Source organism: Coleofasciculus sp. H7-1, assembly GCF_057473865.1.
The window spans coordinates 41175-64269 of record NZ_JBYCCT010000026.1 but is presented as its reverse complement, the minus strand read 5'-3'; the positions used below and the strand labels follow the sequence as shown (position 1 = coordinate 64269).

The following is a 23095-nucleotide window of genomic DNA, read 5'->3' as shown; positions in this document are numbered from 1 at the left end:
TGACAACAGTGACATTTGACATCAGAAGCTTCGGGATTTTATTGGAATGTGTCTGTAGATAGGTTAGTGTTCCTCGATTGACGACACAGTTTAGAAAATCCCATGAAAGCCATTATGAACTCAGTCACCAAGCCTCGCACTCAATTCATCTGCCAAGAAATTCGTCCCAGCACAGTAGTGCTAAGACCCAGCGGTTGTCTAGATAGTGTCACCAGCCCCGCCTTCAGCAAGTCTCTAGAGCAAGCCTTGGAATGGGCAACTGACACCGTTGTAGTGGATCTGCTGTCAGTCAACGCCGTGAAAAGGGACGGCGTCAAGTGCTTACTGGCGGGAATGAAGCGAGCCGTAGCACTAGGCAAGAATCTTTCGATTGAATTTCTGGATGTGGCGACGCAAACAGTTCTGGAATCAGCTCGGAACAACTTTGCGTTATAGCAGTTGTCAATCAGCGTGAGATACATCGGTAGGTTAGCACAGAGCTAGCTGTAATAACCTACCGTGAAGTGTATTGAACCTGACGAGGTTGTCACCCCGTCAGCATTGGTCATAGCGATCGCCTTAACGGATTGACTAGGAAAAACGGTTCTCGACTCAACTTTCGGGTGGTATAGATTTCTTCTTCAACAGTCGATTTATTAAATTGTGCTGCTATCTATATTTAGCTCTTCCAAACTAGAAAATCCGTAAATATACTCTACTTATACCGTGAGTTCTCGCTTAGGTTTTATCTATGAGCCTGATGGCTCTCAATTTATTTTTAAACTGAACTGAATAGAAGAGGTTATGTCTGACTATGGCAACGCGATCGCACGACCCTCAAAAAGCTCCGCAGAATTCTACTTTCCTACCAGTCAATAGTCAGTTTCAGCCGCGCCCTTTCGCAGTTCAGGCGAAACCCCATCACGAAACACCAGACCTACAGGCACAACTGGAAAGTGCCCAGCGCTTTGGTCACAATTTCGCCAATATTTCAATCCAAAGTCCTGACATACCAATACCAACACCGCCACCGATTCAACGGAAGCTCACGATTGGAGAGCCAGGGGATAAGTACGAACAGGAGGCAGACAAGACAGCAGCAGAAGTGGTGCAGCGGCTTCATGCACCGATGCCTAGTTATGGAAGGGATATTAGCCAGCCCGAAAGTAAGTTGGCTCAAACAATAAAAACTAGCATGGTGCAAAACTCCAACTCTATTCATCAACAGGGAATGCCGAATCGTGAAAACAATTTGATGAGAAAGTTGGATGTATCCGCCCTCCAACGCGAAGTGATGCCAGAAGAGGACAAAGAACTCCAGATGAAGCCGACGCTCCAGCGCCAGTCTGGGGAGGGTGGAATGTCTGCTACACCGGATCTTGAAGCAACCATCCAACAGGCACGAGGAAGCGGACAGCCACTGGCGCAGAGTATCCGCGAACCGATGGAGCAGGCGTTTGGGGCTGACTTCAGCGGGGTGAAGATTCATACGGATGCTCAATCTAACCAGTTGAATCACTCAATCCAGGCGAAGGCATTTACGACTGGGCAGGATATTTTCTTCCGGCAGGGAGCGTATGAGCCGGGAAGCCGGGGCGGGCAAGAGTTGATTGCCCATGAACTTACTCACGTTGTTCAGCAGAATGGTAGTGCAGTGCAGCGATCGCTGCAACCGCAGCAAAAGTCCGTTATTCAGCGCCAGGGCGATCAAAGTCCGGCACAGCCAACAGCAGGATTTAGTGGAGATGTGGCAGGAGATTTAGACAAACTCTACAAACAAGCAGAAGAAGCTCAACCGGAACTGTACGAAAAAGTCACTCAAATTGCCAATGAGACATCTGGGGTGGCAAAGCTACCTCAAGCCTTAAAAGGGCGAGAACGAGCGATGGAGAAAACAATGGCTGATTACAAAGGGGATGTTTCTAAATTAGTAGATATTGCACGCGGTTCTATTGTTTACAAGTCATTTGCTGACTTAATGGGTGGGCTAGATATATGCAATAGAAATTTAACGCTGGTGCGAGAAAAGAATCGCTTTGCACAACCCACTCCGGCTGGCTATCGCGATATTCTTCTAAACGTTCAGCTATCAAATAGTCATATTGCGGAATTGCAACTTCATCTAACCCAAATTCTAGAGGTTAAGTCAGGTGCAGGGCATAAAATATATGAAGAGGTTCGGAAAATAGAGGCAGCAGCTCAAACAGCCGATCGGGCTTTGAACTCAGAAGAAAGAGCAAAAATTGAGCAGCTTAATGCAGAAGCAAAAGCACTTTACGATCAGGCTTTAGCTAACGCGGGTGGATGATTGACATTGACTGGATAACTCAGAGTAATGTCAGTATGCACTCAATAGAATCGGTACAAGCAGCGAATCAAGTTAACTAGCGGATCATCATATTATGGACTTACCACTCTACTGCATTGTAGGAGATCGACCCGTTAAGGCAATCGAGACGGAAGACGGGGGCATGGATGTTCTTGCCTACGAGTGGGATACTGGCGAGTTTAAGCGTGCAATGCAGTATCTTTCAAAGATTACTTTGGGAGACGGGGAAATAGATTATCTTTCTGAGAAAGAGTTTGAGCAGTATGTCGCAAAACTGCGTCAACAAGCATCATAGGCAGCAAAACCCCTTCACTCATCGTGTAGGGGTAAGGCAATTGGTCATTGGTCATTAGAGCGATCGCAACTGGCAGCTAGTAGATTCGTTCTGATTATTCTAAGTAATCCAAATCAACTTAGAGGATGTTGGTTTTACTCTCACAAACGACTGTTTGTGGGGCAAGACAAGGAAGTGTTTTTATTGACCAGAGCGGTTAAAGACAAGTTAACGGAGAAGGAATACAATCATCATCCCCTGCTCAGGTATCGGAGAGGGGATGATGATCGATCAAATGATGGTTATCTCAGGTTGCCGCTAATCCAAATCAACCACCCAATAAAGCCCTTGCCTTCGCTTCAGCAGGGGCAATAACTTTGTCCTTGAGAGAGGCGATCGCTTCCTCAAAAGCGTTATACCAGTAAGTTTCCAACACCCAAGGATAGCGCTGGAAATCTTCAAACATCGCGTATTCCTTATGGGCTGAAGTGTGCAGCAATGGCTGCACCGGCACCGATTGCAGATTGGGAATAATGGCGTGCAATTCTTGAGGAATACTTCTAGGATCGGTGAGGTCGGCAATGATGAACCGCGAAATCTGAGCCAGCGTCGAGATGGTTTGCGTCAGGTCTTTACTCGTCGATGTCTCGCAGTCTATAACCACCGGCAAATAATTATATTTGCGAAGCGCATCCAAGATGGGCTGGCGCTCCTGCGTGCAGCGACCCAGAACCAGTATGACTTTAGAACAGATAGTGTTATTGAAATCGGGGATTTTTTGATTGTTGAGCAGCAGACTGATAAACTCGGCAACTTCCAGATTGTCCACCGCGATCGCGGGTTCGCCAAAAGCAGTGATGACTAAACTCAACTGATTGGCTCCCTTCAGTTTTAATCCCAAAGTGGAAATCCCATATATTGAACACCCCTCAAGGTTGGCTTTCTCTAAATTTGTCCGCACCACCTGAGCCTCGCTCAAGTTTGCCCATCTCAGGTCTGCCTTGCGGAAGTCTGCCACGCTGACAACGGCTCGTCTCAGGTTTGCCCATCTCAGGTCTGCCCCACTGAAGTTGGCTTCACTGATTTGTGAATTGCTCAAGTTGGTGCCGCTGAGGACTGCCCGTTTTAAGTTGGTTTTGTTGAATTTTACCTTGCTGAGATTGGCAGCGTTCAGGAATGCGCCGTTGAGGTCAGCCCCGTCTAGGAGTGCGCCGCTCAAGTTTGCCCATCTCAAGTCTGCCCCGCTGAGGTTGGCTCTGCTGAGGTTGGCTCCGCTCAGGTTAGCCGAGGTCAGATTAGCCCCGCTGAAGTTGACTAAGGAGAGGTCAGCCCCGCTGAGATTGGCTGTGCTGAGGTTCGCTCCTCTGAGGTTAGCCATCTTTAGGTCTGGTTGGATTTGAGGATTCTGTTGTCTTTCCTCATTCCAGGCTTCCACTCCTTGTCTGAGCAAATCTAATTGTTGCTTGTTTGTCCTATTTTTTAACCCGGTTACAATCTCAATTACTGTAGGGTTTGTTTTAAAATCTAGGTTGTTTTTTGCCATATAGCTTTCCATAAATCCTCTCTAAATTCAGAAACATTCAGTACTTGAACTCAGATATCCAAGCATACTTCAAGTTATTGCGACTAGCGACTTCACGCTTTTGCAGGCAACTAATTCTTGTAAGTTTGGATTCAACAAATTAAGTAAGTACGTAATTGCACGTAAATAGTTTAATTTGGTGATCTATATCTTAAGGAATACGATTTGAATATGGCTACAGTTAAGAGTGCGTATTTACAGAATCTTTAAATAAGTAGTATATTTACTGAGCTTAAAGGTAAATGTTGCAGGAAATGTTACTAAGAGTACAGACAAAAATGACATAATATGTATCAGGGCAGATGCCTTCTCTTGTGTTGAACTACGTGAGATTACGGGGGCACTCCGGAAGAAGAGGGTAAAAGCGATCGCCAGATAGCGATAGTGCTAAGGGTTTTATTTAGCCTGAAAAGCATAAACTAAATGCCGTTCAACCGCTTTTGGGTAAGTTGAAAAAACCGTCGTCGGTTTTATAGCTTCGTTATCGGCTTCGCACTTACTCATGCGATCGGTACGCAATTCTAGAAAAACCACCCGGTAAAATTGAAAGCCAGTTTCCGCAGAAGTCGGCAGAGCTTTGTCAAGAGTCTTGCCACATTTTTCTCGACTCACGCCCGCGAATTCTGGAAAAATTTACCGGGTGTGCCACGCCAATTCCGACAGAACTTTGTAGCTTAAAATACAAATCCTGCTTCCGTAGTTGCAGAAGACACCCTAAGCAAGATGGCTATTTCAGCAAAAAATCAGCGTCAGCCATTGTAGAGGTACGGGATTGCCGTGCCGAAAGCCGTTGTTAAGACGATTGATTCTTTGGAAGTCCTAACGCCTTCAACCCAAGCGGGTGTGACTCCCTCAGCTAAAAATCGTTTCACCCGTCCATTGAGTTCGTCTGTGTCCTGAGCGTTGGGTAGTTTTGCTAACTTCCGCCCAGTAAATCTTTCGCCCTCGCCTCAGCGGGGGCGATAATTTTTTCTTCTACAGAAGCGATCGCATCTTCAAGGCTCTGATACTGGTAAATGGATTGAGCGTAGGGATATTCCTGAAACTCCTCCGACACAGCCGCCTCTTTGCTATTCACTTGCACTAACGGTTGCACCGGCACCAAAGGGATACCCTGGAGAATTTTTAGTAATTCTTGGGGGATGCTGCTGGCGTCCGTGAAATCCACAATCATAAACTTCGCCATCCCAGCTACGGTGGAGATTGCCTCTATGAGTTCCGGCGTAGCTGCTTTTTCTAACTCCACCGACAAAGGCAAATAGTCATGTTGGCGAAGGGCATTCCGAATCCCCTCCAGCAAATCTTTCCGCCCATCTGCTTTGAAGCTGCCCAAGATCGGCACGATATTGGAGGCAACCGAGGGGAAAACCTCGCGGATTTTCTGGTGATTCAGCAACAAGTAAATAAACGTCGCTACTTCCAGATTATCCAGCGCGATCGCCGGTTCCCCTGGCGGAGTAATCACCAAATTTGACTGGTTGGCTCCTTCCAGCTTTAACCCCCAAGACGAAATCCCATAAACTAAGCAACCCTCCAGGTTCGCATTCTCAAAGTTAGTCTTGAACAACCTTGCCCCCATCAAGTTTGCCCCACCTAAATTCGTCCCGCGCAGATCGGCTCCTTGTAAATCCGCCCCAATCAGGTTCGCTTTGAACAAATCCGCCTCGCGGAGGTTCGCCCCGATTAGATTGGCTCCCCGCATATCTACCTCTGTGAGGTTCGCCCCCATCAAATTCGCCCCAGACAAATCGGCTTTACCAAGGTAGACCCAGTGCATATCTGCGCCTTCGAGGTTTACCCGGCTCAGGTTCGCCTCAAAGAGGTAGGCTTCGCTGAGATTAGCTTCAGTGATATCTGCCTCTGACAAGTCCGCTTTACTCAGGTATGCTCCCCGTAAATCCGCACCCCGAAGGTCTGTTTGATGCAGAGATGCCTGCATCAGATTGACTCCACTCAGGTCAGCACTGCACAGAGACGCCCCCATCAGGTTGACTCCACCCAAATCTTCCTGGCGTAAATCGGCTCCAATTAGATTTGGCGAGATTCCAGGACTCAATTTACGCCACTTATTCCAGGCTTCTACTCCTTGCTTGAGTAAAGCCCACTGTTGCTTGTTTGCCATGCACTTCAGCTCCCCTCTCTTTTGGCAGATGCGATGATTGTTGGTTAGGCACCCACAAAGGGTACCCGACGATGTCTTGGCGGTTCAAATCGGTTCTCCTGCGCCCTGATATAGAGATGATACTGGTAGCAAATTCTCAAAAAACTGCTGAAATCCCCGTTTTCTGAAAGAAAAGGATTTGGGCAAAGGCAGTTCGATCGATTCACTAAGCGGCTTGTAGATATTTACTGAGGTTTCCTGGGAACCCTAAAAGGGATAGCGACTCTACTCTGACGACGAGAGCCGAGATTCCAAGTGCTGTCACCAGTCAGTCTTTGGGTAGAAAAAGTGGGAAAGAGATGTTTAAGGGAGGAAAGTCTGGCGCTGAATCCTTTTCCCGAAAAGACACTCCCTTTCCCCCTAACCCTTCCTTACAAGGGCAGGGGAAACCACCGAATCACCCTTTCCAAGGGGAAATGTTAACCGAAGATGTATTGGTTTTACGTCCACTGGTCAAAGTCACGATTGTTACCATTTATTAACTAGCGGCAGAGAGATTTTATTATTTTGAATGTTTGTTTCAAAGGATTGAGAAAGTTATCTGACTGCGGGAAGCTGCCCAACGGAGACTTCTCAGTCTATCGTTCTAAAACGTCCATCTTCGAGCCAAGACAGACAGGACTGTCGTCCGTGCTGTCGGCAAGAGGTCTGTTTAGTAGAGAGAAAGTCAGTGGTTCCCGATTCCAGCGTATCTAAATCAGTCGAGGAGTTTACCGTTGCAAGTCCCAGTTGAAACCGTATCTCTTCCAGTTTTGGAGGTTTTAGAAACTACCGCCGCTTCCCCAGTGGTAGTTTCTTCCAATCCACCCTCCAAACTTTCCAAACAGGAAATTCGGTCTAGCCTGAAGGCGTCTACGTGGGATGCTGTCTTTGCTGTCATGTTTGGCGGCATTACGGGTGGCGTCCTGCTCAGTAATTTCTTGCTCCAATTGGGTGCAAGTCCAATGGAGATTGGGATGCTGTCGTCCGTTCCCATGCTGGTGAATTTGCTGCAACCACTGGGAGCTTATCTGTCAGAACGAACCACCAGTCGCCACTGGTTTAATGTCTGGATTTACGGCCCGTCGCGGCTGCTGTGGCTGATTTTAGTGGCGGGAATTGGTTGGAATTGTTGGCACCAAACCGATTCGCACAGCCTGGTCATCTGGACATTAGCCATCGTCTTGGCAACCAATGTCATTGGCAGCTTGGGCAGTGCTAACTGGCTCAGTTGGATGGCGGCGTTGGTTCCGGAGCAGTTGCGGGGGCGATATTTTGGCGTTCGCAATAGTGCTATCAGCTTGACCACTCTGCTCTCTGTGCCGCTGCTCGGTTTAGCCGTGTCGGCTTGGCCTGGTGGGGCGCTTCAGGGTTACGGTGTGGTCTTGTGCTTGGGAGTCATCATTGGGTTAATTAGTTTGGGCTGTCAGTTCTTTATGGTGGATGTGAACCCGCTGACGCAGCACGGCACTGCTGACGACGCAGGGGAAACTGAGGGTTGGGGAAGTGCGATCGCTCTCCTCAAAAATGGCAATTTTTTAAGGTTTCTGTTTTACTTTAGCTTTTGGGCATTTGCTGTTAATATCTGCACTCCTTTCTTCAGTCTCTACCTGCTGGACAACCTAAATATCGATGTTAGCTGGGTAACGCTCTATAGCAGTTTAACGGCTGCGGCTACCTTGGTGATGATGGTGGTATGGGGGAAGCTGGCAGACCGAATTGGGAATCGTCCGCTTCTGGTATTTGTGGGGGTGTTGGTCGCACTGACGCCTTTACTCTGGCTGGGACTTGGGGCTGACCCAGTTTCAGTTTGGGTTTGGTTCCCGCTTTTACACCTGTTTATGGGTGGCACCTGGGCAGCGATTGACTTGTGTACCAACAATTTGCAAATGGCAGTGGCAGCGGGACGCCATCAATCTGCCTACTTTGCGATCGCTGCGGCGGTTGCGGGTGTCAGTGGCGCACTGGGAACTACTGTAGGGGGCTTTCTGGCTGAGTTGGACAATTTCGGTGGCTTGCCAACCGTGTTTGCTCTGTCCGCTGTTTTACGACTTGTGGCTATCCTGCCTTTAGTATTTGTCAAGGAGCATCGCAGTCATCCGATTCGGAAGGTTTGGCGATCGCTCTTTCCGACGAAACCCCAACTTGTACCGCTTTCAGTCCCGATTTCTGTAGATCCACTGACAAATCGATCAGAATAAGGGTAAGGGTTAGGGGTTGGTGTTCTCATCAACCCCAAAAAAAACATGAATCAGGTAGACTACCTTCGGATTAGCTTAATTGACCGCTGCAATTTCCGGTGTCAGTACTGTATGCCGGAGGGTGCTGAGCTTGACTACATTTTGCAGCAACAGCTGTTAACTCATGAGGAATTGCTCACCCTGATCGAAGAGGTGTTTATCCCGGTAGGATTTACTCGGTTTCGTCTGACTGGGGGCGAACCGCTACTGCGTCCGGGGGTGGTGGAGTTGGTGAGGGCGATCGCTTCCCTGCCCGAAACTCAAGACCTCTCAATGACCACCAACGGATTTTTACTCGCCCCGATGGCGCAACAACTCTACGACGCCGGGTTGCGACGCCTAAATATCAGTCTGGATTCGCTCAATCCCGAAACCTTTGACAAAATTATTGGCAATCGCGGTCGTTCTCAGTGGCAGAAAGTCTGGGACGGAATTCAAGCCGCCCATCGCGTCGGGTTCGATCCCCTGAAGCTGAATGTGGTGGTCATTCCCGATGTCAACGACCAAGAAGTGCTGGATCTGGCTGCCTTGACAATTGACCGGCAATGGCACGTCCGGTTTATTGAGTTTATGCCAATTGGCAACGATCGGTTATTTGTCGGCAATGGATGGGTGGCATCCGCCGATTTGCGACAACGCATCCGCGACACTTTTGGCTTGACAGAATCTTATGTTCGTGGTAACGGTCCTGCCGATGTCTTCCAGATTCCCGGAGCCAAAGGGACGCTGGGATTTATCAGTCAGATGTCCGAGTGTTTTTGCGATCGCTGTAACCGGATGCGGCTATCTGCTGATGGCATATTGCGTCCTTGTCTGCTGAATGAGACGGGTCAAATTGACCTAAAAACCGCCCTCCGCGCCGGTGTTGATACAGCCGAACTACGGAATAAAGTGCAGCAATTGCTGTTAATGAAACCAGAGATTAACTATAAGCAGCGAGATTCTGGCACGACTGGTGCGTATACCCGCACCATGTCGCAAATTGGAGGCTAACAAATAATTTTGAGTTTTGAATAATTAATGACTCATTCAAAACTCAAAATTCTCTTAAGCTTGGCGTGAGTAGTACTCAACCACCAGCAGTTCGTTGATTTGCAGCGCGATCCATTCGCGCTCAATCACGCCGTTGACTTTGCCAGTCATCTTGGTTTTGTCAAACTCTAGATGGCTGGGCATATTTGCCAAACCTGGATATTCTAGGTTCTGTTGCACTAACCGGCGCGATCGCTCATTATCGCGGACACTAATCACCTCTCCCGGACGGCACTGATAGCTGGGAATATTGACCGTGCGACCATTCACCATCACATGACAGTGATTCACCAGCTGACGCGCCCCAGGAATCGTGGGAGCCATCCCCATCCGGAAAACGGTGTTATCCAGACGCATTTCCAACTGTTGCAGCAATGCTTGACCCGTGGAACCCGTGGCGCGACGTGCTTTCCGCACGTAACGCAGCAGCTGCTTTTCACTCAAGCCATAATTGAAGCGGAGTTTCTGCTTTTCCTCTAGTCGGATAGCATACTCAGAGCGCTTCTTCCGGGCTTGACCATGCTGTCCAGGTGGATATGCACGGCGGGCTGACTTGCGAGTTAAACCGGGCAGATCGCCCAAACGACGCACAATTCTGAGGCGTGGGCCTCGATATCGGGACATATAGCTTCCTCTTGTGTACCCTTCAAACTTTAACCAAAACTATCATTGTAAGCCCAATCTAGGAGAAATTAAAAGTGAAAAGAAAAATATTTGTCCTTTCGCTTTTTCTACTTTGGGGGAAGTTTGACGATGGTGAGCCAGAAGTCCTCGATTGACTGCACCACACGCAGGAACCGATCCAGGTCAATCGGCTTATTGATGAAATTGGCATGGAGACGCTATTTGTAGGAAAGTAAAGTAGACGAGAATGAGATTGAGGCATATTCGTGGTTTAGCCCTAACCAATAAAGCTGTTTTCTATACAGCGTAAGTGCCGTTCTGGAACTGTTTGATAGAAAGAATTGATGATGAGTTCTAGAGAAAAGTTGTTGTGGAGTTGGATAAGTGACTCATTCAAACCTAAAAATTGTGTCTCTAATTCCCAGTGCTACCGAAATTTTAGCGATCTTGGGGCTAACTGATGCGATTGTCGGGCGATCGCATGAATGCGACTATCCAAAAGAAATCCAAAATTTGCCCGTCTGCACCCAGCCCAAATTTAACCCCGAAGGCACCAGTCCGGAAATTCACGATCGCGTTACGGATTTGTTGCAATCTGCTCTCAGTGTTTATCAAGTCAAAACCGACGTTCTGGAACAGCTGCAACCCACCCACATTTTGACTCAGGCTCAGTGTGAAGTCTGTGCCGTCAGCCTCTCAGAAGTCGAGCAAGCGGTTGCTACGCTTACGCGCAGTCAGCCGCAGATTATTTCCTTACAGCCTAATTTTTTAAGCGATGTCTGGGCAGATATTCAACGAGTCGCCGACGCCTTGGGTGTCGCAGCGCCACCCGTGCTGGCTAGTTTACAGTCTCGCATCGACGCTTGCGTGCAAAAGACGCCAGCACTTACCTCTCATCCTCCCCTTACTAAGGGGGGGCTAGGGGGGGATCGTCCTACTGTTGCCTGTATCGAGTGGATCGATCCTCTGATGGCAGCGGGAAATTGGATTCCCGAATTAGTCAAAATGGCTGGAGGTCTATCTCTATTCGGCGTTGAGGGTGAACATTCTCCTTGGTTGAAGTGGGAAGCGATCGCATCCTCTGACCCCACTGTCATCATCTTCATGCCCTGTGGCTTCGATTTAAACCGCACTCGCTCTGAAGCAATGCCGCTACTCCAACGTCCCGAATGGCAAAGCTTGCAAGCCATACAAACCGGCAGAGTTTACATCACCGATGGCAACGCCTACTTCAACCGTCCCGGTCCCCGCTTGGTAGATTCCCTGGAAATTTTAGCCGAAATTCTGCATCCCGAAAGCTTCCACTTTGGATACGAGGGTACTGGCTGGGAGTGCTTATTGGGTCATTCCCCGTTATAGGACTGAGGACTGAGGGCTGAGGGCTGAGGAGTGAGGAGTGAGGAGTGAGGACTGAGGACTGAGGAGTGAGGAGTGAGGACTGAGGAGTGAGGGCTGAGGACTGAGGAGTGAGGAGTGAGGAGTGAGGACTGAGGACTGAGGGCTGAGGGCTGAGGGCTGAGGGCTGAGGGCTGAGGGCTGAGGACTGAGGTCTGAGGGCTGAGAGGGTACTGGATGGGAGTGCTTATTGGGTCATTCCACATTCCACGTTATAGGCGTCATACTTTCTTCACAAAAAAATCTATCTTTGGGCTGACCTCGGTCTACTATCCAGAGGAAGATAGTAGTTTAAGAGTGCTGATACCTAAAGATGTGTCTGTCTACATCTAGCTGAAGGTTGATTTTTTTGTCTGACTCGCTGCGGAACTTGCAAAGAAGTTGCACGTAGCAGCCGAAATATCGCGTTTCTGTAGTCTTTACGGAAGCCATATCCTTCACTTGATAAAACAGGCATCGCTGGTTCCATTAATCATGCAGCACTGCAATTAAGGGGAACTACCAAGATTATGAAGCCTGTCGAAGAATTACAAATTTTACCAACTAAGCCGGAATTATCAAGCAGTAGACTTGACTGGATTGATTATGCCAAAGGCATCGGCATCATTTTAGTTGTCTATGTCCATGTTTTAACAAACCTCAAAAATGCTGGAATGGGAATGCATGATTTATTTCATGATTACTCTTTTAATTTTATTTCTAGCTTTCATATGCCACTTTTCTTTTTTCTTTCCGGTTTATTTGTAGAAAAAAGCTTATTGAAAGGTAAGAAAAAATTTTGGTGGGATAAATTTAATACAATTGTTTATCCCTACTTACTTTGGTCTGTTATCCAAGGTAGTATTTTGGTTTTGATGTCAGCTTATACTAATAATCCCATCAAATTGCAGTTTAAAGATTTACCATTTTACATTGCTTTTAACCCCATTCCTCTGATTACCCTTTGGTTTTTATATGCTTTATTTGCTGCTTATATAGTCTTTGTGGTTGCTCAAAAATTTATCAATATATATATTTTGCTTTCTTTCTCTATTTTAATTTACTTGCTGAATCCTTATGCGCCCAGCGAAATTCTCACTAAATTTATGAGTATGTTTGTGTTTTTCGTCATTGGGGCAATTGTGGCACGCTGGTTGCAGAATGACTTGAGAAATATTCCGAGTACCTTGCTTAAATTGAACAAGCAGCAAATCGGCGCGATCGCGCTGATATTTGTAATTTTTCAAATGACCATTTTGCACTTTGGTTTAAGCGAACAACCAGGAACTAGATTTTTCATGGCATCTGGAGGAATCATATTTATCTTAGGAATGTCCTTCTACTTGGCGGAAATAAAAAAATTAGATATTCTTCGCTACCTAGGTTTTTTATCGATGCCCATCTATTTAGCTCATATGTTAGCAATGGGAGCAACTAGAATCTTCCTACAAAAAGGTCTTCACATCAATCATGTGGTTTTACATATCATTCTGCTAACTTTTTTCAGTTTGATATTACCAATCCTGTTATACGAACTAACAAAAAAGATAAAATTTCCTTACCTATTTTCCCTGAGTAAACGTTCAGCCCTATCCTCAGCAATTTTGGCATATAAACGCACTCAAGCATTACAGCAGTAAGATGAGCAATGCCCACCTCGATACTTATGATTGTTAACCTCTTCCCTCGCCGGATAGGAGCTATAAACTTTCCCTTATAATTAACAATAATTGTAGGTTGGGTTTCGTACCTCAACCCAACCTACTAGCTTTAACCGAACCGTATTGGGATTGAAAGCTTATCCTACAAAACCGCCAAACACGGCTAAACCGTAATACTTCCAAGGAACAGCCACTGTACCAAACCCAGCAATTGTCAGCATTTCCAGGTGGGAGGTTAGAGTCGCTAATTGATCTTGACCGGAGTAACCTTGAGGATTACTCTTACCAATTTTGTCGCGAATTTCTGCCAGCGTTGTTCCTTGCTGCAATGTCCATTCTTCTCGCGCCGTTTGGTAAATTTCCTGCATCGCCGGTGATTCCGGTAGGATGGGATCTGCGTTCCAAAAGACACCGCCTGGGTTGAGGCTTTCACGAATCCGCTGAAATAATTTCAACTTCATTTCGTGAGTGAGATGGTGAATTGCCAGGGATGAGATACAGGCATCAAAGCTTTCTCCCAGCTCCAGCGCATGATTCGCCCAGTCCCCGAAGTCGGCTTCAATTCCCGTCCACTCTGCATAGCCTGCTGCGTGGAGTTTTTTTTGTGCAAACTGGATCATCCGAGGAGAGTAATCTACGGCAACCAGTTGGGCATCAGGGCAGCGCTTGAGTATCTTTAAACTGAGTTCGCCGGTGCCGCAGCCGAGTTCTAGGATAGTTTTGGTTGTAGAGGGTAGACAACGGGCGATCGCATCCAGCATTTCGTCATAGCGTGGCAACAGCTGGCGAATCCCAGTGTCAAAATCAGCGGTGTTGGCGAATACTTCTCCAGGAAACATAATTTAAACCACAGAGGTACAGAGAACACGCAGGAAATAGAGAATACTAAGATTCTATTAGCTTTGAGCAAGGCGAAGGATTGTGCAGGAACACGAGCAACTGACAATTGCCGAGTACCAAGCGGCGGCGGAAGCTTTCCGGGAGGGAACTTGGGATCACGATGTTTCCCAAAATCGGGATGCCTTGGTAGCGGCGATGCCTAGAAATCCAGGTAAAATCCTCGATCTAGGCTGTGGTCCCGGACGCGACTTGCTGGCATTCAAACGTCAGGGGCATACTGCAATTGGCTTGGATGCAACGCCTGCGTTTGTGGAAATGGCACGAACGTGGGGTTGTGAGGTTTGGCAGCAGTCGTTTTTCAATCTTGACCTGCCGCCAGAAACATTTGATGGGATTTTTGCGAATGCATCGCTACTTCACGTTCCTCATGCCCAAATGGTGAAGGTGCTGAAGGATTTGCATCAAGCGCTGGTTCCTGGCGGTGCAATTATTATCTCTATTTGTCGTGGAGATAGCGAGGGCTATAGCGTTCGTCCAACCGGCTATCGCTTTGTTTCTGGGTGGGAATATGAAACTTTGGCACCCTGTCTAGAACAAGCTGATTTTGAGATTCTCCACCACTACTATCGTCCCCCAGGATTGCCCTGTGAAGCTCAATCTTGGCTGGTGATGGTGGCGAGGAAGAAATTAAAAATTCAAATCAGCGGTTGACCGAAATATGATGTATGGGCAACCAGAGTTTGAGGAATTTAGCTTGACTTAAATGGTTTTACCCAGCCTAGCTGAATTGTCCAGTCGAGGAGGAGACGAGCGATCGCAAACAGCAAAATACTCTCTCCTCCCAGAATCCCAAACGACCAGAAGGCATCGGGAAAATTCAACCCAACCTCCACTTGCCCTAATCCCCGCACCAACCCAAAGGCAAACACTGCGCCAGTCTTGAGGTGCGGGTTGCGGTCTTCCCGAATAATATAGCGGTAAGTGACGCCAAAGAGAAAGCCACTCAAAGCAGCGATCGCCACACTCACCAGAAAGTGAACGCCATTGGTGACTTTCAGATTGGCAAGTGTCTCAAACTGCTCCGACAGCACGAGAATATTGCTCAGAGTAGCAATGCCATAACCCAGGAAAAAAGACAAAGCAGCAACAGTTCCTGCCTTGATAGATTCTATTCGCTCAAGCCGATCGACCATCTCGTGCAATATCCTGTGAAAATCGCTCCTAGTTCAGTTAAAGGTTTTCTTGGCACACTCGTCATTAGCCGAGGTCTGCCATAGATGCCTCAAATTGAATTATGATAGGCGCTGGAGTGATGCGTGGGCATTTATCTTTACATACAACTATGGATATTTTGACGCTGGGTTGGGTTTCAGTTTTGGTTCTGTTTACTTGGTCGATTTCAATGGTCATTTGGGGTCGTAACGGTTTCTAAAAGCATCGTGGAAATTTCTGTCCTGACTGTTCTAGCTTTTTCTACCTTCGCCCTGTTGATGGTGGTTTCTGGGGGTATCGTCTATCTGACAGCGATAGAATGGCGCGATCGCCGTCGTCAAGATCGGGAGAAGCGAGAGAATAAGCCCTCTCGTCGTCGCTCAACTAAAGTTTAGGGTCTAGAAAAGGCAAAAGTAAAAATTGTTTCTTTTGCCTTTTGCCTTTTGCTTTTTGCTGCCTACCCGCAAGCGGCAAGGGGTTGGGGGTGAAGTTCTTTTATGATGGGCAATTATACACATTTGATATTAGCCCGGTGTTATTCAACTATCGCCTCCCATTCCTGCTTCAAGATGCCGTATACGAGCGTGTCATGCCACCGTCCTCGGATGCTGACATGCTCTCGCAACCGACCTTCTTGGCTCATACCAAGCTTCTGGGCCAATGATACCGCCCCTCTATTTTCAGCGATACAGTGTGCGTAAATGCGATGCAGACCAAGCTCTGTAAAGCCAAAGTGTAGTAGCAGGCGACCCATTTCAGCGGGATAATTTCGGCCCCAGTGTTCGGGAGCCAATTCACACCCAATCTCTGCTTCTGGGGCATCGCGATCGCTTTTGCGGATACCGCAATTACCAATCAGTCCGTCCTGTCTCCGTAGAGCGACTGCCCACTGATACCTCCATCGGGGCTTTTCCTGCTGCCACAGGAGGAAGCGATTAACGAAGGCACGAGCGTCTGCCTCAGTGCGTCCGACCTCTGGATAAAAGCGTTGATATGCTGCGGTGGATTGATATGCTAAAACGGCAGACCAGTCGGCTTCCGTAAATTCGCGCAGCAGCAGACGATGAGTTTGAACAAGCATGACTCAATTCCGAAGTTAAAACCAACTTCATCTTCAACGTTACTCACAGGGGGTTAACGACTGATACAGATTCCTAAGATTAGCGTCGAGCGCAATTATCGCAGTGTCCGCATCGCCAGCCAGCTGCCTCTTGGGTGAAGCCAAAAGCCTGTAACAAAAACTGCCAGCGACACTGTCGCGTGTTCAGGTATTGAGCCATCTGAGACTGCACTTGCTGCTGCTGGGTACTGAGTTCGCCAAAAGAGCGAGATTTCCCGACCGAACGCCGAACATAATGGAAGGGATCTTGCCACTCCAATTGTCCGGCACTGTGGAGGAGGGCGAGAGCTACTTCCCCGTCTCGAAACTGCTTCGCTATGGCGGCTACTTCCCCCTGTGGCGGGAGTTTGGATGCAAGTTGCTGGGCGTCTCGGTATTGCGATCGCATCTTTCCGGCAAAAAATTCCCGTCTTTGCTTATCCTCCGGGTTCAGCCACCCCGTCGGTTCGCTCACCAAGGTTAGTGCTTCAGATAATTTACCATCTCGTCCGGCTCTCCCCACTTCCTGCACGTACTCGGAAAGCAGCAAAGGCGAGTGGAAGTGAACTACCCACCTGACATTAGACTTGTTAATCCCCATGCCGAAGGCGCAGGTACACACAACAAAAGGCATTTTATCACTCAGCCAATTCGCTTCAATCGAGCGGCGTTCCTCTGGACTCAGCCCCGCGTGATAAGCTGCTGTTGCATAACCGCGATCGCTAAGCAACTGAGTTAATTGTTCGCTATCTCGCCTGGTGCGGACGTAGACTAACCCTGCTTGTTTTGGTCTTTCCTGAATAAACTTGAATAACCCTTGGCGGCGTCCTCTGGGTGTCCAAATAGTTTGCACTTTGAGGTGTAGATTTTGCCGATATGGGCTATTTTTGAAAACCGCTGGCTGTTGGAGTTGTAAGACTTGTTGGATGGTTTGCTGCGCTGAGGGATCGGCGGTGGCGGTGAAGGCTGCGATCGCTATTTTTGTCCCAGCTGGCTTTAATTTTAGCAGCGCCGGTCGTATCGCGCCCAGTCGTCGATAAGTTGGTCGAAATGTCTCTCCCCACTGCACTAAGCAATGCGCTTCATCTAGAATTAACCCGTTAATTTTTAGTTTTGGTTGACACAACTTTTCCCAAACTTGGGCACTCAGCAGCGTTTCTGGGGATAAGTACAATAATCTCAAATGTTCTAGAGTTTGCAGCGTTTGCCGTCGCTGGTGAGTCGGTACTTCGCTATGCAACAAGGCAGCGGGTAAATTGCGATCGCGCAACTCTTGCACTTGATTTTCCATCAGCGCCACCAGGGGCGAAATCACTAGCGTGAGTCCCGTTTGCAGTAGCGCTGGAAGTTGAAAACAAATCGACTTTCCCCCGCCAGTTGGCATCACAATTAGGGCATCTTTCTTTTGCAACAAGCTGCGAATAATTTCTCCCTGTGGAGGTCTAAAATCATCGTATCCCCAGATTTTTTTAAAGGCGTCGCGGACTTCTTGCCAGGATGTTGTTTCAGAATTATTCATCATTAGTATGTAGATGCGATCGCTTCTAGTGTCTGCTCTTGGCAATAAGATATGTTAAGCTCTAGCACAATACGGCGTAGTCTATTTTAACTTTTCTTTTAGAAGGAGTGCGATTAATGGTAAATTACGGTTTAAATTTAGGCTCGTTACTCGGTTTAATGTATTGGATTATCGGTTTAATTTACCCGATTATCACTATTATTTTAATAATTAAACGTTCAAGGCAGATGAGTGCTTTGTTCGTAATTCTTTATGTTGTTCAAATCGTACTTTTACCAATATTAATGTTCTTGTATGGCTTTATTTTATTATTTCAAGGTTGGCGTTTAGACCCAATCCTTCAATTTGAACAATTTCTTTTAACTGTGGTGATTATTTGCATGATTATCAAAGATATTTCTAGCGATCTTATTGAAAATTAGAAAAAGGTTTATGAAATGATCAACTTTGGTTTAAATTCAGCATCTTTTTTAGGTTTGTTTTATATTATTCTGGCTATAAGCCACCTGATTTTAATTAGAGGTGCAGTATCCAGACGAACAAATAACTTGAGTGCTTCAGCTTTAAAATTACATAAAGTTCTATCGGCAATTATAGAGCCTTCGCTGATCGTTTCCGGAATAATTTTAATTTTGCAAGGTTGGCGTTTAGACCCAATTTTACAATTTGGGCAATTTCTTTTATTTCTATTAATCCTTTATATGATGATGAAAGATATGGTAATTGAGCGGATAGAGCGACGCAGATAAATTAACGAGATCGTCCGGTGAAAGAGTGCTAATAGCAAATATACGCCCACAGGCTAGAAGCCTGGGGCTAGAAGAACGAAGCCTGCCTTCGCAGGCTTTATATTAGCCTGCGAAGGCAGGCTTTGTTTGTTTAGCCGCGACTTTAGTCGTCGGACATTTTTACTAATTACTAATTAGCAAAAGTGGTAGGATTTTCAGCCGTAACAGACTTAGGAATTGGGCTGGAGATTCCTGAAGGCGCTACCGTCGAACTGGGTGGTGTTGCCGGTTGACTGAAGTGTTGGTAAGCTGCACGAGATATCTGGCGAATCAACTCTGAGGCGCTACCGTCATTGTGGGGGCGTTGCACCATCACAGCGGCAATGTAGCGCTTGCCAGTGGGCATATCAATTAAACCAACGTCAGCGATCGCAGAGCCGATATCGCCGGTTTTGTGGGCGATGCTAGCACCTTTCCCCAGTCCTCGTGGCAGCAACGAATCTGTCACCGTTTGTTGCATGATATGCAAGATGCGATCGCGCGATGGCACCGACACCACATTCCCTTGATTGACCATTGCCATCACCGTCGCCAACTCTTTAGGACTGGTGGTGTTCGTTCCTTCCAAGTCGGGCAGGGCGTTGTGGATGACGGTTGTCGTCAATCCCCAAGATTGGAACCGCTGATTCAGCGCCTCAACACCGCCCAGACGATGAATCAGCATATTCGTAGCGGTGTTGTCACTGATCGCAATCATCTTGGTTGCCACCTCTAGGGCGGTGTACTTCGTCCCTAGTTTTTTGTACTGCAAATCGCCAGAACCAGAACCAATCAGATTTTTCTCTAGCGTTAACGGTTCATCCAGACGAATTTTTCCAGCATCCACATCTTGGAAAAAGGCGACGAGAATTGGCACCTTAATTGTGCTAGCGGCTGGGAAGGTTTCGTTACCAGACCAGTCGAGATAGGCACCTGTATCCAACTCTACTAAAAAGACTCCTGGATTTAATTTGGAATTTTGCGTCACCAGCGCCTGTACCTGTGCTTTCAACGATGGGATTTCTTGATTCAGCGTCAGGACGGAAGTACCCGCCGCCGTACCCATCGCCGTGTCAGATTGGGCAGGTGATTTTTGTCCTGGCGCTTTACCAATCGCCCCAACTGCTGACTGCTGAAGGAGGACTGACTCCTTGTTAGCAGCGCCTGCCATCTGGCGGGTAGCCGGGTCCCAAGCGGATAAAACAGTTCCAGCGATCGCGCCAATTCCCACCCCCAAGATGAGCAGACGGGCACCGTACAGCCAAGGAGAAACCGGGCGTCCAGGCGATCGCGTCCGGCGCTGAGGTGAAGTTCCCCCGCCCTTATGGGTGCCTGCGGGCTGGGAAGGAGGGCGTTTCTGAAAGCGTCTCACATTCCCCTGTGACGGGACTGGGTAAGGGCGCGCTGCCTCGCCCAGACTTAGATTGAGTATCGAACCGCCTTGACGCGAGCGATCGCGACGGCTTGTTTGGGGCAGTGGTGCTTCTATCCGCTGTCTTCCACGATTCACATCGGAACCGAACTGCGAGGGTGTCCTAGTTGGCGTGGTGGATCTCAAGGAACGATTGGGAGCGGAATTTGACTGCACTCGCGGCGACAGACTGGCACCGGAGGACTTTCGAGTGCGTAGCGACGGGGAAGATTTCTTTTGTTCTGTCTTCAGGGGCGCATTTCTCAAACCGAAACCCGTCCTTGCTGAACTTTGACCCTTTCCTCGCGGCGTCGCAGTCGCTTCACGGCTCACGCTCAAGGGCGTAGTTTTGAGTGCCTCGCGTCGATTCTGCGACGCGGGTTGTCTTTTTTGTTGCCCCCGTCGACGTTCGCGGATGTCAGAACGATTGTGTTGGTTCGGTGAGGACGAATTGTTTGGGCTTTGCCCATTATCTTTAAACGTACTTCCTCCTGATACCGCTGACACAACTGACTGAGTTTCAGACTGCTGAGTCACTCCTAACTCCTCCACCACTATGGTTATTGTTAATTGTTAGCTGTTAATAAAGAGTGACTAACCACTGTATTGGCTCAGCCTTGGCTTTACTTTTCCAGGGTCTATCACTTGCATCAGGGAACGAATGCTTTTGCGTATAGCAACACCGCTAACGCTACCGTTCCTACCAACTTTTGCTTATTTTATGGTGCGTCTTGCTGTTCTGGTTCATTAGCAACAGAATGTGGCAGAAATTGTAGCGCCCAGTCCATCTGGCTGAAAATGCCTCGGAGCATTGCCACTTCTGCTTTGGTGGGATTGGCTCGGTTGAACAGACGCCGGAATTTTTCCATACGGCTGCTGGCGGTGTGGGGATAGAGATAACCCATTTTTAATAACACGGCTTCCATCTGTTGATAATATCCATCCAAGACTTCTAATGGGGCAGGGTCAATTGTCAGTTGTGGGTTGTCAGTTGGTACGGGCATGGCAGTTCCGTGCCCGTACAGTTGATTGGCAGTGATTTGCGGCTGACTGCTGAGTGCTGACCAATTTTGGTAAAGCTCGTAACAACAAATGCCAACTGCTTGAGCCAGATTTAAAGAAGGATACTCCGGATTGGTGGTAATGCGTACAAATCGCTGAGCATAGTTTAATTCCACATTACTTAACCCTCGATCTTCTGGGCCAAAGATCAAGGCTGATGGTAGCGGTTCTTCCAGCAACCAAGGTAAAGCGATTCTGGGATTTTCCAGCGGCGTTTCTAACGTTCGGGGGCGGGTAGTGGTGGCGATCGCTTTCACGCACCCTTGTAATGCCTCTGGGATCGTCGCTACTACCTGAGCCGATTCCAGTAAGTCTAAGGCATGAACTGCCATATCCGTTGCTTCTTTCGAGAGGCGATCGCATTGGGGATTCACCAGCACCAACTGCCGCAATCCCATATTTTTCATCGCGCGAGCCACAGAACCTACATTCAGCGGACCTGCTGGCTCTACCAATACAATCCGCACCCTAGCTAATCTAATCTCATCCATGACTGAAATTAATAAAATAGTCTAAAAGCGCATCTCTCTATGGGCGGACATAATTACCATATTTCCGATCTATTTCGTAAAATTGAATATTGGCAATGTATCGTCAAATTAACATGAAGCGCGATCGCTCCAAGTCCGACTTACCCAGCAAAATTTGCCCGGTATGTCAACGTCCCTTCACCTGGCGTAAAAAATGGGCAGATTGTTGGGATGATGTGAAATACTGTTCGGAGCGCTGTCGCCGTCGCCGCACCCAAGCCAATTAGCACTCGGCACCCCAAGTTTAGATTTTGGATGCCTGGATTGAAAACATCGCCAATCTGAAATCAAGGCTGAGTACTGGTATTTATTAAAAATTACAAAGGATTGAAATATGTCAGTGAATCAGGTGCAACCCAAGGTGATTATTCACGGTGGTGCCGGTAGCGCCCTCAAAAGTCAAGAGGGGGCTGACGCAGTCCGCAAGTCACTCTACAAAGTAGTGGAAGAAGTTTATACCCTGCTGTTGGCAGGAGCAACTGCCCAAGCAGCAGTGGTGCATGGTTGTCACTTGATGGAGGACGATCCTCGCTTTAATGCGGGAACAGGTTCGGTACTGCAATCAGATGGTCAAATTCGCATGAGTGCCTCGTTGATGGATGGGACAACTCAGCGATTGAGCGGCGTGATTAATGTATCGCGCGTCCAACATCCCATTGATCTGGCCCAAGCTTTACAAGCTTCTCCCGATCGCGTGCTATCAGATTACGGGTCGGCAGAACTCGTGCGGGAATTGCAGGTTCCGATTTACAATCCGATGATCGAGATTCGCTTGCAGGAGTGGCTGCAAGAGCGGAGCGAGAATTTTATTAAAGAAGCTGCTGGGGTTGTGGCTGAAAAAGAGCTGGTGGATGACCCAGAGGCTGGACGCGGCACGATTGGAGTCGTGGTTCTGGACACTCAGGGAAATTTAGCCGCAGGCACTTCGACGGGAGGCAAGGGTTTTGAGCGGATTGGTCGAGTCAGCGATTCGGCAATGCCTGCGGGGAACTACGCGACCGCTGAAGCGGCGATTAGCTGTACCGGGATTGGAGAAGACATTATTGATGAATGTCTGGCGGCGCGGATTGTGGTGCGGGTGACGGATGGTTTGTCCCTTGCAGATGCGTTTGAGCGCTCCTTTACCGAAGCGCGTGGGCGTCAGCGGGATTTTGGGGCGATTGGGATTGATGCAACCGGAGCGATCGCGTTTGGGAAAACTAGCGAAGTCCTCCTCGCCGCTTTTCACACTGGCGAACAGATGGGCGACACCCTGGAATGGACGGGTGACACCCTATCCGGCTTTATTTCTTAACCACCAAGTCACTCTAGCGTAGCCATGCGCTCTCTTCGCTATAGACACCAAGGAAACACGAAGTTCTCTATCTTGGTGTCTTATGGGTTCAAAAAAACACTCCCAGAATTTATGGGTGGAGTATTC

Annotated in this window: 26 protein-coding genes and 1 pseudogene; 14 read left to right on the top strand and 13 right to left on the bottom strand. The window is 48.0% G+C overall.

Annotation, left to right across the window (positions count from 1 at the left end):
* Window positions 1-102: 102 nt before the first annotated feature.
* The 3 genes from AC2VDX_RS07095 (at window position 103) to AC2VDX_RS07085 (ending at window position 2603) form a co-directional block, all read left to right on the top strand.
* Window positions 103-435 carry an STAS domain-containing protein gene (locus tag AC2VDX_RS07095; protein WP_378177809.1) on the top strand — a complete coding sequence of 111 codons (333 nt, stop codon included), beginning with the start codon at window positions 103-105 and terminating at the stop codon, window positions 433-435.
* 358 nt (window positions 436-793) lie between these two features.
* On the top strand, window positions 794-2287 hold the full coding sequence (locus tag AC2VDX_RS07090) for an eCIS core domain-containing protein (RefSeq protein ID WP_378177812.1): 1494 nt from the start codon (window positions 794-796) through the stop codon (window positions 2285-2287).
* A gap of 94 nt (window positions 2288-2381) precedes the next feature.
* The gene (locus tag AC2VDX_RS07085) at window positions 2382-2603 is read left to right on the top strand and encodes a hypothetical protein (RefSeq protein ID WP_378177815.1); all 222 of its coding nucleotides are present in this window, start codon (window positions 2382-2384) and stop codon (window positions 2601-2603) included.
* A gap of 307 nt (window positions 2604-2910) precedes the next feature.
* On the opposite strand, the gene AC2VDX_RS07080 is transcribed toward AC2VDX_RS07085, so the two are convergent.
* The 4 genes from AC2VDX_RS07080 to AC2VDX_RS07065 all read right to left on the bottom strand — a co-directional run bounded on the left by AC2VDX_RS07080 (window position 2911) and on the right by AC2VDX_RS07065 (window position 6286).
* Window positions 2911-4125: a pentapeptide repeat-containing protein gene (locus tag AC2VDX_RS07080; RefSeq protein WP_378177818.1), complete on the bottom strand. Its 1215-nt coding sequence runs from the start codon at window positions 4123-4125 to the stop codon at window positions 2911-2913.
* A 435-nt stretch (window positions 4126-4560) separates the two neighbouring features.
* Window positions 4561-4776, bottom strand: a complete 216-nt coding sequence (locus AC2VDX_RS07075) for a hypothetical protein (protein ID WP_378177821.1) — start codon at window positions 4774-4776, stop codon at window positions 4561-4563.
* Between the two features lie 137 nt (window positions 4777-4913).
* Entirely contained in the window at window positions 4914-5036 is a 123-nt protein-coding gene (locus tag AC2VDX_RS07070; RefSeq protein WP_378177824.1) for a hypothetical protein, read from the bottom strand.
* Between the two features lie 44 nt (window positions 5037-5080).
* On the bottom strand, window positions 5081-6286 hold the full coding sequence (locus AC2VDX_RS07065; RefSeq protein WP_378177827.1) for a pentapeptide repeat-containing protein: 1206 nt from the start codon (window positions 6284-6286) through the stop codon (window positions 5081-5083).
* A gap of 755 nt (window positions 6287-7041) precedes the next feature.
* Between AC2VDX_RS07065 and AC2VDX_RS07060 the strand changes: the two genes are divergently transcribed.
* Together AC2VDX_RS07060 and moaA are read left to right on the top strand one after the other, a co-directional pair.
* Entirely contained in the window at window positions 7042-8505 is a 1464-nt protein-coding gene (locus AC2VDX_RS07060; RefSeq protein WP_378177830.1) for an MFS transporter, read from the top strand.
* A 45-nt stretch (window positions 8506-8550) separates the two neighbouring features.
* The gene (moaA, locus tag AC2VDX_RS07055) at window positions 8551-9537 is read left to right on the top strand and encodes a GTP 3',8-cyclase MoaA (RefSeq protein WP_378177833.1); all 987 of its coding nucleotides are present in this window, start codon (window positions 8551-8553) and stop codon (window positions 9535-9537) included.
* Between the two features lie 54 nt (window positions 9538-9591).
* Here moaA and rpsD read toward each other — a convergent pair whose 3' ends face one another.
* Both rpsD and AC2VDX_RS07045 read right to left on the bottom strand, forming a co-directional pair.
* Window positions 9592-10200 (bottom strand): 30S ribosomal protein S4, encoded by a 609-nt coding sequence (gene rpsD / locus AC2VDX_RS07050; protein WP_378177836.1) that lies wholly within the window; start codon window positions 10198-10200, stop codon window positions 9592-9594.
* A gap of 107 nt (window positions 10201-10307) precedes the next feature.
* A pseudogene (locus AC2VDX_RS07045) lies at window positions 10308-10415 on the bottom strand (response regulator); the annotation flags it as partial.
* Between the two features lie 169 nt (window positions 10416-10584).
* On the opposite strand from AC2VDX_RS07045, the gene AC2VDX_RS07040 reads away from it, so the two are divergent.
* Complete coding sequence (locus AC2VDX_RS07040; RefSeq protein ID WP_378177839.1) at window positions 10585-11559, top strand: cobalamin-binding protein; 975 nt, start codon at window positions 10585-10587, stop codon at window positions 11557-11559.
* Here AC2VDX_RS07040 and AC2VDX_RS07035 read toward each other — a convergent pair.
* Window positions 11544-11801, bottom strand: a complete 258-nt coding sequence (locus tag AC2VDX_RS07035; RefSeq protein WP_378177842.1) for a hypothetical protein — start codon at window positions 11799-11801, stop codon at window positions 11544-11546. The genes AC2VDX_RS07040 and AC2VDX_RS07035 overlap by 16 nt on opposite strands.
* Before the next feature lie 303 nt (window positions 11802-12104).
* On the opposite strand from AC2VDX_RS07035, the gene AC2VDX_RS07030 reads away from it, so the two are divergent.
* A complete protein-coding gene (locus AC2VDX_RS07030; protein WP_378177845.1) occupies window positions 12105-13214 on the top strand; it encodes an acyltransferase family protein in 1110 nt (369 codons plus the stop codon).
* A gap of 158 nt (window positions 13215-13372) precedes the next feature.
* On the opposite strand, the gene AC2VDX_RS07025 is transcribed toward AC2VDX_RS07030, so the two are convergent.
* On the bottom strand, window positions 13373-14074 hold the full coding sequence (locus AC2VDX_RS07025) for a class I SAM-dependent methyltransferase (protein ID WP_378177848.1): 702 nt from the start codon (window positions 14072-14074) through the stop codon (window positions 13373-13375).
* Window positions 14075-14156: 82 nt separating this feature from the next.
* On the opposite strand from AC2VDX_RS07025, the gene AC2VDX_RS07020 reads away from it, so the two are divergent.
* Window positions 14157-14786, top strand: coding sequence for a class I SAM-dependent methyltransferase (locus AC2VDX_RS07020; RefSeq protein ID WP_378177851.1), 630 nt, complete (start codon window positions 14157-14159; stop codon window positions 14784-14786).
* Window positions 14787-14824: 38 nt separating this feature from the next.
* Here AC2VDX_RS07020 and AC2VDX_RS07015 read toward each other — a convergent pair whose 3' ends face one another.
* Window positions 14825-15268, bottom strand: a complete 444-nt coding sequence (locus tag AC2VDX_RS07015; RefSeq protein ID WP_378177855.1) for a hypothetical protein — start codon at window positions 15266-15268, stop codon at window positions 14825-14827.
* Between the two features lie 149 nt (window positions 15269-15417).
* On the opposite strand from AC2VDX_RS07015, the gene petN reads away from it, so the two are divergent.
* Both petN and AC2VDX_RS07005 read left to right on the top strand, forming a co-directional pair.
* Complete coding sequence (petN, locus tag AC2VDX_RS07010; RefSeq protein WP_190414712.1) at window positions 15418-15507, top strand: cytochrome b6-f complex subunit PetN; 90 nt, start codon at window positions 15418-15420, stop codon at window positions 15505-15507.
* 7 nt (window positions 15508-15514) lie between these two features.
* Window positions 15515-15682: a hypothetical protein gene (locus AC2VDX_RS07005; RefSeq protein WP_378177858.1), complete on the top strand. Its 168-nt coding sequence runs from the start codon at window positions 15515-15517 to the stop codon at window positions 15680-15682.
* Between the two features lie 140 nt (window positions 15683-15822).
* Here the strand turns inward: AC2VDX_RS07005 and AC2VDX_RS07000 are convergent, their stop codons facing one another.
* Together AC2VDX_RS07000 and AC2VDX_RS06995 are read right to left on the bottom strand one after the other, a co-directional pair.
* The gene (locus AC2VDX_RS07000; protein WP_378177861.1) at window positions 15823-16368 is read right to left on the bottom strand and encodes a GNAT family N-acetyltransferase; all 546 of its coding nucleotides are present in this window, start codon (window positions 16366-16368) and stop codon (window positions 15823-15825) included.
* A gap of 79 nt (window positions 16369-16447) precedes the next feature.
* Window positions 16448-17905 carry a RecQ family ATP-dependent DNA helicase gene (locus AC2VDX_RS06995; RefSeq protein ID WP_378177990.1) on the bottom strand — a complete coding sequence of 486 codons (1458 nt, stop codon included), beginning with the start codon at window positions 17903-17905 and terminating at the stop codon, window positions 16448-16450.
* A 116-nt stretch (window positions 17906-18021) separates the two neighbouring features.
* Here AC2VDX_RS06995 and AC2VDX_RS06990 point away from each other — a divergent pair, with 116 nt between their 5' ends.
* The gene (locus AC2VDX_RS06990) at window positions 18022-18327 is read left to right on the top strand and encodes a Ycf66 family protein (RefSeq protein ID WP_378177864.1); all 306 of its coding nucleotides are present in this window, start codon (window positions 18022-18024) and stop codon (window positions 18325-18327) included.
* A gap of 15 nt (window positions 18328-18342) precedes the next feature.
* Window positions 18343-18654: a Ycf66 family protein gene (locus tag AC2VDX_RS06985; protein ID WP_378177867.1), complete on the top strand. Its 312-nt coding sequence runs from the start codon at window positions 18343-18345 to the stop codon at window positions 18652-18654.
* Between the two features lie 169 nt (window positions 18655-18823).
* On the opposite strand, the gene AC2VDX_RS06980 is transcribed toward AC2VDX_RS06985, so the two are convergent.
* The gene (locus tag AC2VDX_RS06980) at window positions 18824-20620 is read right to left on the bottom strand and encodes a serine hydrolase (RefSeq protein WP_378177870.1); all 1797 of its coding nucleotides are present in this window, start codon (window positions 20618-20620) and stop codon (window positions 18824-18826) included.
* 182 nt (window positions 20621-20802) lie between these two features.
* Window positions 20803-21636, bottom strand: coding sequence for an RNA methyltransferase (locus AC2VDX_RS06975; RefSeq protein ID WP_378177873.1), 834 nt, complete (start codon window positions 21634-21636; stop codon window positions 20803-20805).
* Window positions 21637-21749: 113 nt separating this feature from the next.
* Here AC2VDX_RS06975 and AC2VDX_RS06970 point away from each other — a divergent pair, with 113 nt between their 5' ends.
* Both AC2VDX_RS06970 and AC2VDX_RS06965 read left to right on the top strand, forming a co-directional pair.
* Window positions 21750-21902, top strand: a complete 153-nt coding sequence (locus AC2VDX_RS06970; RefSeq protein ID WP_378177993.1) for a DUF2256 domain-containing protein — start codon at window positions 21750-21752, stop codon at window positions 21900-21902.
* A gap of 107 nt (window positions 21903-22009) precedes the next feature.
* Complete coding sequence (locus AC2VDX_RS06965; protein ID WP_378177876.1) at window positions 22010-22969, top strand: isoaspartyl peptidase/L-asparaginase; 960 nt, start codon at window positions 22010-22012, stop codon at window positions 22967-22969.
* Window positions 22970-23095: the final 126 nt, after the last annotated feature.

Bases quoted from the DNA above. Each gene is read 5' to 3' on its own strand.
- AC2VDX_RS07095 (WP_378177809.1), top strand. From the start codon at position 103: ATGAAAGCCATTATGAACTCAGTCACCAAGCCTCGCACTCAATTCATC.
- AC2VDX_RS07090 (WP_378177812.1), top strand. From the start codon at position 794: ATGGCAACGCGATCGCACGACCCTCAAAAAGCTCCGCAGAATTCTACT.
- AC2VDX_RS07085 (WP_378177815.1), top strand. From the start codon at position 2,382: ATGGACTTACCACTCTACTGCATTGTAGGAGATCGACCCGTTAAGGCA.
- AC2VDX_RS07080 (WP_378177818.1), bottom strand. From the start codon at position 4,125: ATGGCAAAAAACAACCTAGATTTTAAAACAAACCCTACAGTAATTGAG.
- AC2VDX_RS07065 (WP_378177827.1), bottom strand. From the start codon at position 6,286: ATGGCAAACAAGCAACAGTGGGCTTTACTCAAGCAAGGAGTAGAAGCC.
- moaA (WP_378177833.1), top strand. From the start codon at position 8,551: ATGAATCAGGTAGACTACCTTCGGATTAGCTTAATTGACCGCTGCAAT.
- rpsD (WP_378177836.1), bottom strand. From the start codon at position 10,200: ATGTCCCGATATCGAGGCCCACGCCTCAGAATTGTGCGTCGTTTGGGC.
- AC2VDX_RS07035 (WP_378177842.1), bottom strand. From the start codon at position 11,801: ATGTGGAATGACCCAATAAGCACTCCCATCCAGTACCCTCTCAGCCCT.
- AC2VDX_RS07030 (WP_378177845.1), top strand. From the start codon at position 12,105: ATGAAGCCTGTCGAAGAATTACAAATTTTACCAACTAAGCCGGAATTA.
- AC2VDX_RS07025 (WP_378177848.1), bottom strand. From the start codon at position 14,074: ATGTTTCCTGGAGAAGTATTCGCCAACACCGCTGATTTTGACACTGGG.
- AC2VDX_RS07015 (WP_378177855.1), bottom strand. From the start codon at position 15,268: ATGGTCGATCGGCTTGAGCGAATAGAATCTATCAAGGCAGGAACTGTT.
- petN (WP_190414712.1), top strand. From the start codon at position 15,418: ATGGATATTTTGACGCTGGGTTGGGTTTCAGTTTTGGTTCTGTTTACT.
- AC2VDX_RS07000 (WP_378177861.1), bottom strand. From the start codon at position 16,368: ATGCTTGTTCAAACTCATCGTCTGCTGCTGCGCGAATTTACGGAAGCC.
- AC2VDX_RS06995 (WP_378177990.1), bottom strand. From the start codon at position 17,905: ATGAATAATTCTGAAACAACATCCTGGCAAGAAGTCCGCGACGCCTTT.
- AC2VDX_RS06990 (WP_378177864.1), top strand. From the start codon at position 18,022: ATGGTAAATTACGGTTTAAATTTAGGCTCGTTACTCGGTTTAATGTAT.
- AC2VDX_RS06985 (WP_378177867.1), top strand. From the start codon at position 18,343: ATGATCAACTTTGGTTTAAATTCAGCATCTTTTTTAGGTTTGTTTTAT.
- AC2VDX_RS06975 (WP_378177873.1), bottom strand. From the start codon at position 21,636: ATGGATGAGATTAGATTAGCTAGGGTGCGGATTGTATTGGTAGAGCCA.
- AC2VDX_RS06970 (WP_378177993.1), top strand. From the start codon at position 21,750: ATGAAGCGCGATCGCTCCAAGTCCGACTTACCCAGCAAAATTTGCCCG.
- AC2VDX_RS06965 (WP_378177876.1), top strand. From the start codon at position 22,010: ATGTCAGTGAATCAGGTGCAACCCAAGGTGATTATTCACGGTGGTGCC.